The organism is Lamprocystis purpurea DSM 4197, assembly GCF_000379525.1.
GTDB classification, from domain to species: Bacteria; Pseudomonadota; Gammaproteobacteria; order Chromatiales; family Chromatiaceae; genus Thiodictyon; species Thiodictyon purpureum.
In genome coordinates this window covers 25742-41298 of sequence record NZ_KB902520.1, presented here as the reverse complement: position 1 = coordinate 41298, position 15557 = coordinate 25742, and the positions used below count along the sequence as shown (strand labels likewise).

Sequence of the window (15557 nt, the reverse complement as noted above, 5' to 3'; positions counted from 1 at the left end):
CGGTGCACATACGACTTGGCGATATTGCACAAAGCGTAACCGCTGATCCGGACCCCGGCAACGACGCCGGCGAATGGCGAATCAACTGCCGGCAGGAGTTGCCGAAGTCGGTGCAAGCGATCACTTATCGCCTTCTTCGGGCTCAAGCCGCACAAGCTGCGCGGGCAGACCGAGCATCCGGCGGGGACAGCGTCGGCCGGCGACAGCCCTGCGCTGGGCCAGGCGCGATGACCGGGCACGCCTTGCCCCACCGCCGCCCCCAATGCGGCAACCAGGAGGTGAGCATCCGCGAGGCCGCCGACACCCTGACGTGCCAGGGCGAGGGCTGCGGCTACCACGGCTTCACTTCACCGCCTCAATGAGATTGCTATCCTACCGCAGCAGTTCGTTGACCAGCCCGCCGAGTCCTAAACTTTCAACTACTTACATTATAAGACATAAACATCTGCTGTGCCGGATGTCCTTAAAGTCCCGCCAGAGCTGAACGCGACTCATCCGACGCTAATATAGCGACACGAGACGGCCAACCATGGAAAATTGCCCTGGAACAGACCTCCCCACGCCCAACTAGCCAGTTGGTCTTTGAGGGCTCGCGGACGAGGCGAAGCGCCGGGAGAGCAAACTGCCGAGCCGCAACCCGCCCGCGCGCGGCACGTCAAGTAGATAACCAACCACCAAGCTCCGTCGATAAGGAATAAGGAACCGATTGATGCGCTCGATACTCGACACCTGCACTCCGCGCCCGGACCTACTCACCGGCACCTTCAATCCCGAGGTTTTCACAGCCAGTCTGTCCCAGGTCATGGATCACTACCGGGGCCGGGCGAGCAGCGTGACCAATCTCTACACGGACGCAGAGCAGTTTTTTCGCGAGGCGACTTTCCCCACCGACGGCATGCGCATGGTCCTCTCCGAGGTCATGGCACGCCTGGCCGGCGACAACGGTGTCCCTGCGATCCACCGGCTCGAATCAGCGTTCGGCGGTGGTAAGACGCACACCTTGATCGCAGTTACCCATCTAGGATTCCGCGGCAGCGACCTCGCGGATGCCGCCGCGGCGAGCATCGACCCCAAGGTGGTCGACCCCCGCGCTTTCCATGAGTCTGGAGCCGTTCAGGTGGTCGGGATCGCCGGAGATGAGATCCCAGTCCACAAGCCCCAAGGTGCCGCGCTGGTGCCTTACACTCTTTGGGGCGAGATCGCCTTCCAACTCGGCGGCGAGGCACTTTACCTGAGCGTCGAGACCGAGGCCGCGTCCCGGGCGGCGCCAGGGAAGTCCTTTCTGGATCGCCTCTTCGAGGGGCGCAAGGTCTTGCTGCTGCTGGACGAGCTGGCACAGTATGCGGCCCGATTGGCTGCCGCCCATCCGCAAGGCGCGGACCAGTTGTCCGCCTTCCTGATGGCGCTCAACGGCTACGCGCGCGGCCACTCCCATATCGCCGTGGTGCTGACCCTGGCAAGTCAAACGGACGCCTTCGCCTCCCAGACCGAGGAACTGACCAAGCTGCTGAGCGCGATCCGGGGCGAGGAAGTCACTCAAGAGGAGGCGGTCGCCCTAGCCCAGACAGCGCAGGCCGGGGTGCTCAGCGTCGTCTCCCGTGACGCCACCGGAGTCGTCCCGGTCCAGGCGAACGAGATCTCCCGCGTTTTGGCTAAACGCCTGTTCGCCGCCGTGGATCAAGATGCCGGCGCAGAGACCATTGATGCCTACTGGGCGCTTTACCAAAAGACTCCCGACCTGCTGCCGGATCGGGCAAGTCGTGACGACTTCCGCGCCGTGATGCGTGACCTCTATCCCTTCCATCCCACGTTCGTCGAGTTTCTGAACCAGAAGATGGCTACCCTGGCCAACTTCCAGGGCACCCGCGGCGTGCTACGCGTGCTGTCGCTTGCGGTGCGCAACCTGTGGGAGACGCGCCGCCCGGTGCCGATGATCCACACCTGTCATCTGAACCTGCGCGATGCCCGCATCGTCAACGAGCTGATCAGCCGCGCTGGTGGCGCCGAACTGTTGCCGATCCTCAACACTGACATTGGCGGCGTGGATACTGTCGCGCTGTCCGGCGGTACGAGCCGTGCCGAGGAGGCGGATCGCAAGAACAAGCATCCCGAGGGCTACCCCTTCCATGAGTACGCCTGGAAGACGGTCTTCCTGCACAGCCTGGTCGGCCGTCACGAGGGGCTGGGCACGCCCCTGTTTGGTATCAGTGAGCGAGACGCCCTGCTGGAGATCAGCTTCCCCGGCCTCTCCCCGTCCCAGGTCCAGGCGGCGCTCAAGACCATTGAAGACAGCGATCGCGGTGCCTTCTACTTGCGCCACAGTACGCAGTTCGGTCGCTACTACGCCAGTCTCGACGCCTCCATCAACCGGGCACTGGCCGCGATCCGCGGCAGTCTGGATCAGGCCCAGGTCACCGACTTTCTCGACACCGCCGCCCGCAAGATCATCCGCACCGATCCGACCTTCCACGTCGTCCACGACGTAACCCTGCCCGAGCACATCAAGGATAAGACCGGGCGCACGACCCTGGGTCTCGTGGCCCTTGGCGCCGACGAAATCGATGCAGAAAGCTTCGTGACCACGGTCGGCCCCAATCGCCCCCGCATCGAGCAGAACCTGGTCTTCCTGCTGGCACCCCGGACCGTCCATGTCCAGGGCGAGATCTGGAACGAGGATCGGGTAGCCAAGGCCCAGGAGGCAAAGCGCCGCCTCGAAGACCTCGCCCGCGACGCAATTGCCCGCGCACGTCTCCGGGACAAACCGGAGAACTACGGCATCAAGCCCCAACAACTGGCCGAAGAGGGCTTCGCCGAGAAAACCAAGGAGCGCGAGTTGGCCCTTCAGACCACCATCACCCAGCAGTACGAGGGGCTCTGGTATCCGTCGGCCAACGGGCATGTGGTGCGCAAAGAGATCCACACCGCGGGCGGAGAAAGCGGCGCTTCGATCGTCGTCGAGATCCATCGGGTCCTGCGCGAGGATGGCGAACTCATCACCCAAGAGCGTGCCCGTACGCAGGAGGGACTCAACCTGTTGGGTAAACTCTTCTTCGGCACCGGCCAGACCCCGGCCCTGGAGCACCTGCGCGGCAGCTTCGCCATCAACCGCCGCTGGCCGGTGCTGGAAGGCCCGACGGTCTTCGACCAGACAATCCGCGAGGGCGTGACCCGCGGTGCCTGGTGTCTGTTCCGCATGCAGGACGAGCAAAGCGCCCTGCCCGAGGCAACCCACAGTCGGGACGGTACGGGCCTGCCGCTGGACCTGGATCTGCATGCCCCCGGCTGGGCGATCGTGACCTTGCCTGGGGCCAAGCAGCGCGGCTGGCTCGGTGGGGCGGTCATCGCGGATCCGGTCCGTGTCGAGGGCTGGGTGGCCGATGCCATCCGGGAACAGCCGGCGGCCTACGTCTCCCAGATCGTTGCCAAGGTTACTGCAAGCCATGGAGAGATACCGGAGCAAGACATCCTTAACGCCATTGACGGTGTCGTTCGAGAGGCCAAGGCACTGACTTTCAGCGGCAGCCTGGATCAGGAAGAGGTACCAGCCGACCTCGTGCATGGCCCGGACGCGATCATGCATTCGGTCGGCAAAGACGATGTCATCGTCTCGCCGGCCGAGGCGGCGCGCCGTGGTTGGGTGGTGATCGAACCCAGCTACCTGGAGTTGACAGGCCCCGAGGCCGTCGCCCGGCTGCTGCCACTGCTCGGGCGCATCGGCAGCCTGTACAAACGCGGCGCCAAGTCCCGGGTGGACGTGTTCGACCTGATGGACTTGCCACTGCGGGGGGGCGGGCGCCTGCGGCTACTGTTGCAGGATTGCCCGTCGGAGGATATGGAACGGCTGGGCGAGTTGTTGGAGGTCCTCGCCGGGCTCATCGAGCCCCAGGACGGACGCGCCAAGGCCCGCATCCGTATCCCCGACCCGCAGGACACCTGCCCGCTGATCAATGCATTGACTCAGGAAGTGAGCCGCGCGTGACACCGAAGAAGACCCCGAGCCTGGCCGAACACCATCGGCTGCATCTGGAACCACGCTGGCGTAAGGCCCCCTTCGTCCTGCGTATCACGCAATGGGTGGGCGCGCCGGTCCCGGTCCTGGTGATTAAAGAACGCCGGTCTAGCGCGGACGGCGCCGCCGAGTCCCAGGACAGTGCGCAGGCGGACGCCATGGCAGCCAAAGGCCGGCTGGCCGAGCGTGGCCACCTCCTGGGCGACGCCCTGCGCCGCTGCCTGCCGATACTGCGCGGCATCGTCTCGGGGGTGCAGGACGAATCCGGCATACCGCTGGAGATCCAGCGCTACCTGACCCAGGAAGGCCTGCGCCTGCGCCTCAACCTGCCGCTGGACGAGGAGTCCGGCGCCAAACTCGCCCTGATCTTCCGGCTCCAGGAGCGTGTCACCGACCTGGACCGGGTGGAACTGATGGCGCGCCGCATCGAGCGCTTCACCCGCGAAGAGGCCGCCTACTGGCTTTCGCGCATGGTGAGCTTCAGCCCCGACGCCCGCCGTTGGGCGGTGGCCGGTATGCGGCTCATGTTGGGCGGGCAGGCCCGGGACCCAGGGGTGGAGCGCATGCTGGAGCGGCTCAAGGGTTAAAGGCAGCGGGCCCGCCCGGAGCGCCCCGACGCTCGGGCGCCGTCACTGCCGCCGCCGTCCGACCAGACCCATCAACGTCAACCAGAGAGGAACGGATCACAATGCCACGAACTTCAGCAGAGGTGCTTTACACGAGTGGCGAGATTCTCTCGCGCCTGAAGGCCCTCTTTGCGGAACCAAAGAAAGATGATCGGCGTGTCGCCATCGTTGCCTATGTTGGCGATGGTGCCTTGCACTATCTTGCCTCGCCCAAAGGCATGCACCTCATCTGCAATCCGTCCGCGGGTGGTACCAGCCCGCACGCGTTGCGAAGGCTGATTCAGTTGAAAGCCACTGTCCAACTCTCCGCCAATCTTCATGCGAAGGTGTACTGGTCGGAGCAGCGCGGTTGTATCATCGGCTCGGCCAATGCGTCCACAAACGCCCTTGGGGTTGGCGGCCTCAAAGAAGCGGCCGTCTTTCTACCACCCGGCACGGTGGATATCGACAAGCTGATTGCCGAGGCAGCACCGCAGGACGTCACCGAGAAGGCGTTGCTTAAGCTGCAAAAGGGGACCAATGCGCTCCCGCCGAGGTTCAGGGGCACCGCAAATCCCGATCCGGGAAATGCGCCTGAACCCATGGACTTCCGCGGTTGGTTTGAGCAACCACACCGAGACTCAGATCCTTGGAAGTTGGGATATTGGCTTGCGACGGACATCAAACCTGCGCGATCCGCCCTGACCAAGGTCAAGCAAGAATATGGAGTCGACACGATTCCAGGATTTATGTGCGCAGCCTCTGGCACAACCCAGAACGGCGACTGGCTCCTGACTTTTCACGCACCTGTGGATGAGGTGAAAATCATCGCATGGATGTTCATCGACTTTGTTGTGCCCGTGTCACCATCAGACGAGGCGGCTTTTTCAAAGGAGTATCCATTTCAGGCAATCCAAGTGCATAGCCTAAAGCACTGCCCCAGACCCCCGTTCAAGATCACGCCGGCTTTTAGAAAAGCATTCGCCCGCGCGGTGCGGGAACACGGTCTTGAAGATCTTGCAGAATGCTCAACCCGATCGCTGGTGCCTCCCACCGAGCTTCTGGATAGCACCTATACGCTGATGAGCGAATAGTAGAACGCTCGCGCTGGGCGGCGACAAGAGCGGCCCGACGACAGCACGCTGACACGCCCGTTTGGAGCGGCATACCCGCGCGTGAGCAACCAGGCACAAACACCCTTGCCTGACTTGGCGCATGAATTAAGAGAAGAAAGAGCGAATGGACCGTAACCCGATCGATACGAATGCTGAAAAGCGCCTAATTGAGCACGGGTTTCCCTGCCATCAGGTAGGGGCAGAGACGGGACGTGAGCGCGATACAGGCAAACAACCGCCGACCGCCCGCCTGCACATCTGGTGGGCGCGCCGGCCGCTGACGCCGAGTCGGGCCGCCATCGTCGCCTCACTGGCCCCCTGGGACACGGACCCGGAATTGTTTGTCCGCCAGCTCGGTATCGAGCGGGTACAGGCCCTGGTAAACGGTGAACCCTGGACCCTGACCGGTGACCTGCCGGGGCGGGTAGCGAACGACGGTGGCGGTGGCGAGTCGCTTGCGGTCGACGTGAAGGTCCTTGATGCGCTGCGCGACGAGCAGGCACGGCGGTCGGAGAATCGGGGCATGATTGTCCGCATATGCGCATATGACCCGTCGTTGAAGAAGGATGCGGTATTGGTGCGCTGGGTGGAAGAGTCGAGTGCGCTGCCGGACCCGCTGCCGCGATTGGGCGACTACTTGCCGGTGCGGCGCACGATGGGGGACCCGGCGCACGTCAATGATCGGATCACCTTCGCCAAGTCCGCGGCCGTCAAGCAGGCACTTGGGCGAGAGATCCGCTGGGACGCGGAGAATCTCTACGGATACGGACGCGCCTTTGGCACACCGATCACCCCGATACCCTCCGGACTTACCGTCCTTGACCCGACCTCCGGTGGTGGTTCGATCCCGTTCGAGGCGCTGCGTTTGGGCCACAACGTCATCGCCAACGAGCTGAATCCGGTCGCGACGACTATCCTCTATGCGACCCTGGACTATCCAGCGCGGTTTGGTCCGGAACTGGCTACCGACATACGACACTGGGGCCGCAAGCTACTCGATCATGTCGAGGAAGGAATGGCAGGACTCGCGCCCTTCTCGGCGATCCCGGAATCGGAGCGGGCGCGGCTGCGTGAGCATCTGAAGGCTTGCCCCGATCTGCTGCCCCAGTTCGATGTCCCGGAATACGACCACACCGGGTTGATCCACTACCGCCAAGTAACCTGCCCTCATTGCGGCGGCGAGGCACCGTTGCTCAATACCCTGTGGCTGGCGAAGGAGGCCGGCGACCCCTGGGGTGTGCGAGTGCTGACCGATGGTCAATCCACCGATGGCAAAGTCCACTTTGAGACCTACCGCATTAGCAAGGGCCGCGGACCGAACGGCGAGGACCCGAACGCCGCCTTCGTTCATCGCGGTGTCGGCACCTGCGTCCACTGTCGCCAGGCGATCGACGGCGACGAGATCAAAGCCCAGGCGCGCGGCGAATCGCCGCGAGGCACCTGGACCGATCGGCTCTATGCCGTGGTCGCGGTCCGACTGCAACCGAAGCTCGACAAGCACGGTCAGCCCCAACGCTATAAGACTGGCGCGAAGGCGGGCCAGATCAAGACCGAGAAGATCCGCTACTTCCGTCCGCCCAACGCCCGCGACCTTGCCGCCCTGAAGGCGGCACAGGAACGGCTTGGAGCCCGTTGGGACGCCTGGGAGGCCGCGGGGCTGATTCCCACCGAGGAGATCCCGCCCGGACACCGCCGCGATCAACGCGACGGATTGCTACGCTATGGCATAACCCATTGGCTTCATATGTTCACGTCACGCCAATTGCTCGGCCATCTGACGCTGATCGAGGGCCTGAATCGCCTGAAGCCCAACATCCTCGCGGAACTCGGAGCGGAGCGTGGGCGCGCGGTGGTGACCTATCTCCAGTTTGCCATTGACAAGGGACTGGACTACAACAGCAAGCAGACGCGATGGATTCCACAACGAGGAATCGTTTCTGGAACATTTGGTCGTCATGATTTCTCGCTGAAATGGGCCTTCGGCGAGGTGATTTTCACAGGGCCAAACTCCGGCGCGGCCTGGGGACTTTCGCAAGTGGTGGACGCCTACCAAGCCATCGCCGAACTGGCGCAGCCAGTCTACGTTGCTACCGATGGTAAGCCGGCCGTCACTATCTGCAACGGCACCGCCGCCTATCTACCAGATGTCGCCGATAGAACGGTTGACCTGGTCTGCATGGACCCGCCTTATTACAACAATGTGCAATACGCCGAACTGTCTGACTTCTTCTATGTCTGGCAGCGTCGCACCCTGCGTGACATTTATCCTGAACTGTATAGTCGGCGCCTGACGGACAAGCAATTGGAGGCCATTGCTAACCCCTTTCGCGACGGCGGACCCGATGGGGCCAAGGCGATTTATGAACGGATGATGGGTGAGATATTCCGGGAGTGCCGGCGTACACTCAAGGACGAAGGTCTCTTTACCCTGATGTTCACCCACAAGACCCAGGACGCTTGGGAGACCCTAACCCGCGCGTTGATTGAGGCAGGCTGGGACATCACCGCCTGTTTCCCGGTCGAATCGGAGGGTGAGAACTCCATGCACCAAAAGGACCTAGCCGCCGCCGCCAGATCCATCTTCATCGCCTGCCGCAAGCGCCCGCCGGGCTCCGAGTTCCCCGCCTCCTGGACCGGTCTCGGCGGCCAGGGCGTGCAGCACCAGATCCGCGATGCGGTGGTGGATGGACTGCGCGAATTTGCACCCTTGCGCCTGAACCCGGTGGATGAGATGGTCGCCTCCTACGGCCGGGCGCTGCATGTGCTGTCCCAACACTGGCCGGTTATGGATGGCGATGTGCAGGTGTCACCGATCCGTGCCATGAACGAGGCGAGCCGGGTGGTCGCCGAGCACCAGATCCAGCGCATCACCGCGGGCCGGCTCAAGGTGGACGACCTGGACCCTGAGACCGCCATGTCCCTGACCCTCTATGGCATCTACGGACTCGCCGAGATCGCTTACGACGAGGTCTTGAGCCTGTCCAAGTCGATGAACATCGCCCTGGAGGGCAAGCCCGGCGGCTATCGCATCGAACCCGGGCAACGCCTCATCCGCATCAACCAGGAGGCAACCGGGCGCCGCACCCAGGGGGCCAAGGCCGAGGAACGTGGTTTTGCCGCACCGCTTGCCCGTAAAGGGTCCAAGGTGCGCCTGGCGCTGCCGCAGGAGCGTGACCCCCGCCGCCTGGAACAACCGCAGACCGACTGGGACCGACTGCACGGCCTGCTGCTCGCCTACCGCCGCGGCGACCTGCCGGTGGCGCGCCAATATCTCGCGACCCAGGCCGCGGACTCCGGGGAGCGCGTCATCGACCTGCTCGCCGTGTGGGCACGCGAAATGACCGATGAGTCCGCCCGCCGCGAGGCCGAGGGGCTGTTGTTCGGGCTGCGACAGTTGTCGGCGTGATGCACTGTAAAGCGACAGTCAGGTATCGATTCTCAACCGTGGTGACTCATGCGACTTAAGAGCGTCAGACTGGAGAATTTTCGCGCAAAGGCAGCGGTTGACATCGGCTTAGGACGGCAGTTGACCGTGCTGATCGGTGCGAATGGGTCGGGTAAGACAACCATCCTCGATGGCATTTCCATCGGGCTGGGGGCGGCACTGACACACTTGCCGAATCTGTCCGGACTGTCATTCAGCAAAAATGGGGACATCCGTCAAGCCGACAATACACTGGCACCCTATGCGCGCATTACGCTTGAAACGCTGTCCGGTTTGAAGTGGGATAGAACACAACGCCGGGATAAGAGCAAGACGACCGGACAGTTCATCCCGCCCGGTCTCGGCGTGCGGGATCTCGAACAATTCCTGGATCAGGAAGTCATCGACCCACTGAATCAAGGCGAGGACTTCCAGGTGCCGTTATTTGTTTACTACGGCGTCGGCCGGGCCTTGCTCGATTTGCCATTGACCCGTAAAGGTTTCCCCAAGCAGCACTCCCGGCTGGAGGCGCTGGCGAATGCATTGCATGCCGACAGCCGCTTCAAATCGGCGTTCGTCTGGTTTTACAACAAGGAAAACGAAGAGCACCGGCTGCAAAAGGAACACCGCGACTTCGACATTACACTGCCGGAACTGGATGCCGCACGCAGAGGCATGGCATCTCTGTTTCCGGACCTCTCAGAACCACATATCGAATTGAATCCCTTGCGCTTCGTTGTCAAGCAAGGCGGCGAGTGGTTGAACATCGGGCAATTGAGCGACGGCTATAAGACGCTGCTCGGCTTGGTGATCGATCTGAGCGCACGGATGGCGATGGCAAACCCGCAGCTCCCTGATCCGCTGGCCGCGGAGGGCATCGTGATGATCGATGAAGTCGATCTTCATCTGCATCCGTCGTGGCAGGGGCGCGTAGTCGGTGACTTGCTGAACACCTTCAAGAACACCCAGTTCATTATCACTACGCACAGCCCTTACATCGTGGAGTCAATCAATAATAGCCTGAAGCGGAACAAGATTTCGATTTATCAGATCCAGGAAAAAGAAATTGAATCAATCATTCCGCTGGTCGCAAGTGATGTGGCGGCTTATGTGATGACGGCAGAGCATGAGCAGTCGTTAATGAACGTCGAGCTTGGATTGCTGGATGACAGATTGCTAGCATATTTCAATGAAGGGGGTGGCCGGTTAGCTCCGCCTGGTGCAATATGTAGTGATGGACGCCGTTGAGTATGTTTCGCCCTCGCCCGCAACCCTCAGTGCTGGCCGTGACTATCCGAGGACCTATCGTGAATTTGCCGAGTGGTTTCGTGACGAGGAAGCCTGTTCGAAATTCATTGAAGCGTTGCGGTGGCCTCAGGGCTTCACGTGTCCAGCCTGTGGGGTGGTCGGTGAACCTTGGCGGGAAACCCGCGGGCGCTTGGTATGCCCCAAGTGTCGCCACCAGACGACCGTGACGGCCGGCACGATTCTGGAGAAGACCCGAACCCCGCTGACCACCTGGTTCGAGGCGGCATGGCACGTGACCACCACCAAGAACGGTTTTTCTGCCAAGAGCCTCGAACGGACTCTTGGCACTCGGTATCGCGTGGCCTGGACCATGTTGCAACGGTTTCGGGTCGCGATGGTGCGCGCTGAACGCGCTCCCCTGTCGGGTACCGTCGAAGTGGATGAGGCGCTGATCGGCGGTGTCAAGCATGATGGCAAACGGGGTCGTGGCGCGAAAAAAGCTATTGTTCTTATCAGCTTAGAAATCAAGCAGCCCAAGGGTTTCGGTCGTGTCAGGATGCGCCAGGTCGTCGATGCGTCTGATGCCAGTCTGCGTCCTTTCGTTTGCGATACGGTGGCTCCGGGATCCATCGTCCATACGGATGGTTGGACCGGTTATAACCGATTAGCCCAGAGTGGCTATGTCCATGAGCGTACCATCATGAGTTCCTCAGGCGATCCGGCACATGTCGCTATGCCAGGAGTTCACCGCATTGCCAGTCTGCTGAAGCGCTGGATTCTGGGAACCCACCAAGGTTCGGTGTCGGATGAACACTTACAGTCCTATCTGGAAGAATTCACCTTCCGCTTTAATCGCCGCACATCTCGCAGCCGCGGGCTCGTCTTTCGCCGTTTACTTGAACAGATCGCCAGGACCGACCAAGTTCCCGAGAAAAATCTCATCCATGGTTACGATTGGCGGCTACACAAGATGTAGGGCAGGAGGAGCTAACCGCCTACCCCATTTTCAATGATTTGAGTCGGCTTTACGATAAAATGCGAGATATCGAATGGGAGCATCGGTATGCTGTCCAAAACGGCGTATGAACCATGGGAGAATCAGTATGGCGTTCGGGTCACTGCCATATTGCACTGTGAAGCCACTACGCCGATACCGGATTTAAGGCCGTATCTATAACAGATCGGATTCCCACGCTATCTCAGTCAAGTGGTCTTTTCATTTCATGGCCGATCCACTCCGTCTGCGTGATCACCCCTGGCAACTGAGCTACAGCACGTCGAGCCATGCCATCGGCGGCCGACCGGTGGATATCCTGCACCAGTTCTATATTCCCGCCCTGAGCCGGGCGACGGGTTACGATCGGGTCGCGGGCTACTTCCGGTCATCGTCGCTGGCGGTCGCCTCACAGGGGTTCTCGGCTTTCGTCGCCCATGGTGGGGTTGCCCGGATGGTGGTGGGTGCGGACCTGGACGCGGACGACGTGGCGGCCATCCTGGCCGGTGATGAGGCGCGGCTGACCGCGGGTCTGGCCGGTGCACTGGAACAGTCGGAGCAGTGGCCGGAGGCGGAGCAGCGCGGCGTCGCGTTGCTGGCCTGGATGGTTGCCCGGGGCAGACTTGAGGTCCGCGTCGCTTTACGGGTGCACGGGCAGACCGGCGATCCGCTCGCCAGCGAATCCGCCGTGGACGGCTATGTGCACGAGAAATGGGCCGTCTTCCGTGATGCGGCAGGCGACCGACTCTACGCGTCCGGCTCCTTCAACGAGTCCAAGACGGCACTGGTGCGCAACGCCGAGAATATCGACGTGCACCGGGATTGGACCGGCGAGGAGAACCGCCAACGCACTGACGATGCCGAGGCCCGGTTCCAACGTACCTGGAACAACCAGAACCCGAGCCTGCAGGTGCTGAGCCTCCCGGAGGCGGTGCGCCAACGCCTCATCAAGCTCGCGGGTACGACCGACCGGCCCCTGGAGATCGACGGCACCAGCGCGATCCCGTTGCCGGTGTCTGCGCCTTCGGCCATGGAGCGGCTGCGCTTTGCCCTACTGCGTGACGGACCCTTGCTTCCCAATGGCGAATACGTCGGGATGGTAACAGCGCCGCTGGAGCCCTGGCCCCATCAGACGGTGGTCGCGCGTCGGCTGATCGATACCTGGCCCTATAGCTGGCTGCTGTGCGACGAGGTGGGGCTCGGCAAGACCATCGAGGCGGGGCTGGCGATCCGGGGGCTTTATCTCTCGGGGCTGGTGCGCCGCGTGTTGATCGCCCCGCCCGCGAGCGTCGCCGGCCAGTGGCAGCGCGAGTTGGCGACCAAGTTTTTGCTGCCCTTCGCACGCGCACTGACCGGCACCCCCCCGCGGCACGAGTACTTGCTTCCCGTGCGGCAAGACCGCACTGCCAAGTCGTTATACGAGCCGAACCTGACCATCGTCTCCAGCGGACTGCTGGCACGGGTTGGTCGGCGTGCGGAACTGGACGCGGCGGAACCCTTCGACATCGCGTTGGTGGACGAGGCCCACTATGCCCGCCGCCAGAACGCGCCCCTGGGAACGCGGGCCGAGCCCCACTACGGCAATCTGTACCGGACCCTGAGCGAGGTGCTGCGCGGGAAGACGCGCTGCTTGCTGCTGGCGACGGCCACGCCGATGCAGTTGGACCCGGTGGAGGTGGCGGACCTGATCCGTCTGACGCGCCGGGTCGGACATTTTCAGCTCGACCCCAGCCTATCCAATGCCTACTACACCCTGCTCGGGAAGCTGGTGGGCGCGGAGCCGCTGGACGACACGCAATGGGCCTTTCTGCATCGGGCGGTCACCGCTGTCGCCAGACAGGACCCGTTACTCTGGGCGTACGTCCAGCGGGCCGTGATCGACGATTTCGCGCGCTTCGACGTGGACACCTGGATCGAATCCGGCCAGCCGCCGATGGGCGGCGAGGAGGGGATACTGCGGCTGGCCTTCGCCGTGGCGCCACTATCCCGCGTGATGCTGCGGCACACACGCCCGCTCCTGGAGATCTACCGCAGCCGCGGCCAGCTCACTGCCAACCTGGCGCGGCGCGTGGTGCTGCCACTGAAGCCCATCTCGTTCACCACCCAAGAGCAGCAGGCTTACGACCGGTTGGAGGCCTATTGCGTGGGCCTGACCGGACAGCTCGGCACGGGGAAACAAGGGGGTAGCCAAGGGAAGAAGAGTAGCTTTGCACTGGGCATGATGCTGAGCTTTCTGAGGTTGCGGTTCGCATCCAGTCTGTTCGCTATCCGCGAGTCTCTGAGACGGCGCCGGGAGAAGGTCGCGGCGACCTTGCAGCACCTGGTCCAGATCGAGGAAATCGATCTGGACGAGCTGTCCCTGTCCGACCTGCTGGAAGGGGGCGAAGGAGACGAGGAAGCGGTGGCGCTGCTGCTTGTCGATCGCACCGCCGATGACCTGATTTGGGAGCGAGAACGGCTCGGCGAGATGCTGGCCGACTTGCGGGACCTGAGCGGGACCTCATCGAAGATGCAGCGGTTGTTGGAGCACTTGAACAAGCGCCGCGGGACGGGCGGGCGCATCGAACAGACGGTGGTCTTCACCCGCTTCTACGACACACTGACGGATATCGTGGCGCGGCTGCGGCAGGCCGATCCGCAGATGCTGATCGGGACCTACTCGGGACAGGGCGGCTCCTATGTCAATCCGCTCACCTGGCGCCTGACCGGCATCGACCGGGAGATGATCAAGCACCGGTTCCAGAATGGCGAAATCGATGTGCTGATCTGTACCGACGCAGCGGCCGAGGGGCTGAACCTGCAAACCGCGGACCTGCTGGTCAACTTCGACCTGCCCTGGAATCCGATGAAGGTGGAGCAACGCATCGGCCGCATCGACCGTATCGGCCAGACCCACAAGACCATTTGTGTCAGCAATCTGTGCTATCTGGGCTCCGCCGAGGAGATCGTCTACGGGCGACTGCTCGCCCGCCTGAGCAAGGCCGGCGGCGTCGTGGGCACCCAGCAGATCGCGATGTTGCCGGTCACGGCGGAGGAGTTCCAGGAGCTGGCGGCCCGCACCCTGTCGGAGGATGAACTGGCCAAGCGTACGCAGGAACGGGCGGTGCTCGCCCAGCGCCGCACGGCGAGCATGGAGATCCCGCCGGAGGACTTGTACGAGACCTACCTGCGGCTTGCCCAGGGCGGCACCGACAGCGCCCCACCCATTGATCTGGAGGCGATCTGGCAGACCCTGTCCAACTCGACTTACCTGCGGGACCTGGGTTGTACCCTGCATCCGGACCCGGTGCTGCGATGTATCGTGTTGAATAACGTGCCAGGCATCCCGAGCGGCAAGGTATTGACCGTATCCCCGAAGGCTTACAACGAGGGGATACCGGGCCTTGAGGGAACGCCTGGTTTCGCTACCTATGGTGATCCGACCTTTGAGACGCTGCTCGCGCAGTTGGGGAGCTTCGATCTGCCCGCCTGCGTTCGCCGGTTGGATGTTGAGATTGCGGGGACCGACGCGCGCCTGGTTGGTTATGTGGTTCGCGACAACTTACCCGTTGGCCAAGATCCGATCCGACTCGTCCGCGGCTGGCGGGATCTGGGCGGCCTGGCTCTCGACGAGACCCAGGCCGTTGAGGAGGTATCGGCCGACAAGGTGCTCGGGCAGCTCAAGGCGTTGGCGAGGCTGCGCAGCGAACGGCTCAAGGGCGTGGGCAAGATCGAAGTGCTCAATGAGCAAAGTGGGCGCGGGCAACTGGTGTTGGCCTATCTTGTCGCCCATCGGCTGATGCAGGCGCGACGCACGGGAGGGAGCGGCACGGACCGCTTCTGGCACGAGTTGACGAGTATGGAGAACACCTTTGCCGACCGCGACCTAATCCGGGTCAAGCATATCCCGGTGAAGACCGTGCGCCAGTTCCCAGGCGGTTTGTTCGAAACGACGTTGCCGAACATCGGCGAGGAGGGTTATGTGGACGCACCTCACATCCTCCGCGAATGCGCATTCGACGCGGCGGCGCGTATCGCCGACGGCCTCCCCGTCAAGAGGGACGATCTGTCCACGGACGACATGATCGCGCGGCTTGAACGGGCGATCTCTAAGGTGATTTCCGGGAAATGAACTACCGACGTGTAGGGGCGACTTTAGGTGATTTCCGGAACACCGGATACC

General features: G+C 62.7%; 8 protein-coding genes. All 8 read left to right on the top strand.

The genetic code is table 11. The features are described 5' to 3' along the window. The first annotated feature begins 227 nt into the window (after positions 1-227). The 8 genes from A39O_RS43235 (at position 228) to A39O_RS0121615 (ending at position 15506) form a co-directional block, all read left to right on the top strand. The gene (locus tag A39O_RS43235) at positions 228-362 is read left to right on the top strand and encodes a hypothetical protein (protein ID WP_281170101.1); all 135 of its coding nucleotides are present in this window, start codon (positions 228-230) and stop codon (positions 360-362) included. Positions 363-709: 347 nt separating this feature from the next. Continuing rightward, positions 710-3979 carry an ATP-binding protein gene (locus A39O_RS0121645; RefSeq protein WP_020506762.1) on the top strand — a complete coding sequence of 1090 codons (3270 nt, stop codon included), beginning with the start codon at positions 710-712 and terminating at the stop codon, positions 3977-3979. Next, complete coding sequence (locus A39O_RS0121640; RefSeq protein ID WP_020506761.1) at positions 3976-4596, top strand: DUF7680 family protein; 621 nt, start codon at positions 3976-3978, stop codon at positions 4594-4596. The genes A39O_RS0121645 and A39O_RS0121640 overlap by 4 nt, the downstream gene beginning before the upstream one ends. A gap of 101 nt (positions 4597-4697) precedes the next feature. Beyond that, a complete protein-coding gene (locus A39O_RS0121635) occupies positions 4698-5708 on the top strand; it encodes a phospholipase D family protein (RefSeq protein WP_157640319.1) in 1011 nt (336 codons plus the stop codon). Between the two features lie 145 nt (positions 5709-5853). Then, positions 5854-9135 carry a DUF1156 domain-containing protein gene (locus A39O_RS0121630; protein WP_020506759.1) on the top strand — a complete coding sequence of 1094 codons (3282 nt, stop codon included), beginning with the start codon at positions 5854-5856 and terminating at the stop codon, positions 9133-9135. A 48-nt stretch (positions 9136-9183) separates the two neighbouring features. Beyond that, on the top strand, positions 9184-10401 hold the full coding sequence (locus A39O_RS0121625; protein WP_020506758.1) for an AAA family ATPase: 1218 nt from the start codon (positions 9184-9186) through the stop codon (positions 10399-10401). Continuing rightward, positions 10388-11377, top strand: coding sequence for an IS1595 family transposase (locus A39O_RS34560; RefSeq protein WP_083924827.1), 990 nt, complete (start codon positions 10388-10390; stop codon positions 11375-11377). Before A39O_RS0121625 ends, A39O_RS34560 begins: the two co-directional genes overlap by 14 nt. Positions 11378-11624: 247 nt before the next feature. Then, the gene (locus tag A39O_RS0121615; protein WP_020506756.1) at positions 11625-15506 is read left to right on the top strand and encodes a DEAD/DEAH box helicase; all 3882 of its coding nucleotides are present in this window, start codon (positions 11625-11627) and stop codon (positions 15504-15506) included. Positions 15507-15557 lie beyond the last annotated feature (51 nt).

Bases quoted from the DNA above. Each gene is read 5' to 3' on its own strand.
- A39O_RS34560 (WP_083924827.1), top strand. From the start codon at position 10,388: ATGGACGCCGTTGAGTATGTTTCGCCCTCGCCCGCAACCCTCAGTGCT.
- A39O_RS43235 (WP_281170101.1), top strand. From the start codon at position 228: ATGACCGGGCACGCCTTGCCCCACCGCCGCCCCCAATGCGGCAACCAG.
- A39O_RS0121625 (WP_020506758.1), top strand. From the start codon at position 9,184: ATGCGACTTAAGAGCGTCAGACTGGAGAATTTTCGCGCAAAGGCAGCG.
- A39O_RS0121645 (WP_020506762.1), top strand. From the start codon at position 710: ATGCGCTCGATACTCGACACCTGCACTCCGCGCCCGGACCTACTCACC.
- A39O_RS0121615 (WP_020506756.1), top strand. From the start codon at position 11,625: ATGGCCGATCCACTCCGTCTGCGTGATCACCCCTGGCAACTGAGCTAC.
- A39O_RS0121635 (WP_157640319.1), top strand. From the start codon at position 4,698: ATGCCACGAACTTCAGCAGAGGTGCTTTACACGAGTGGCGAGATTCTC.
- A39O_RS0121630 (WP_020506759.1), top strand. From the start codon at position 5,854: ATGGACCGTAACCCGATCGATACGAATGCTGAAAAGCGCCTAATTGAG.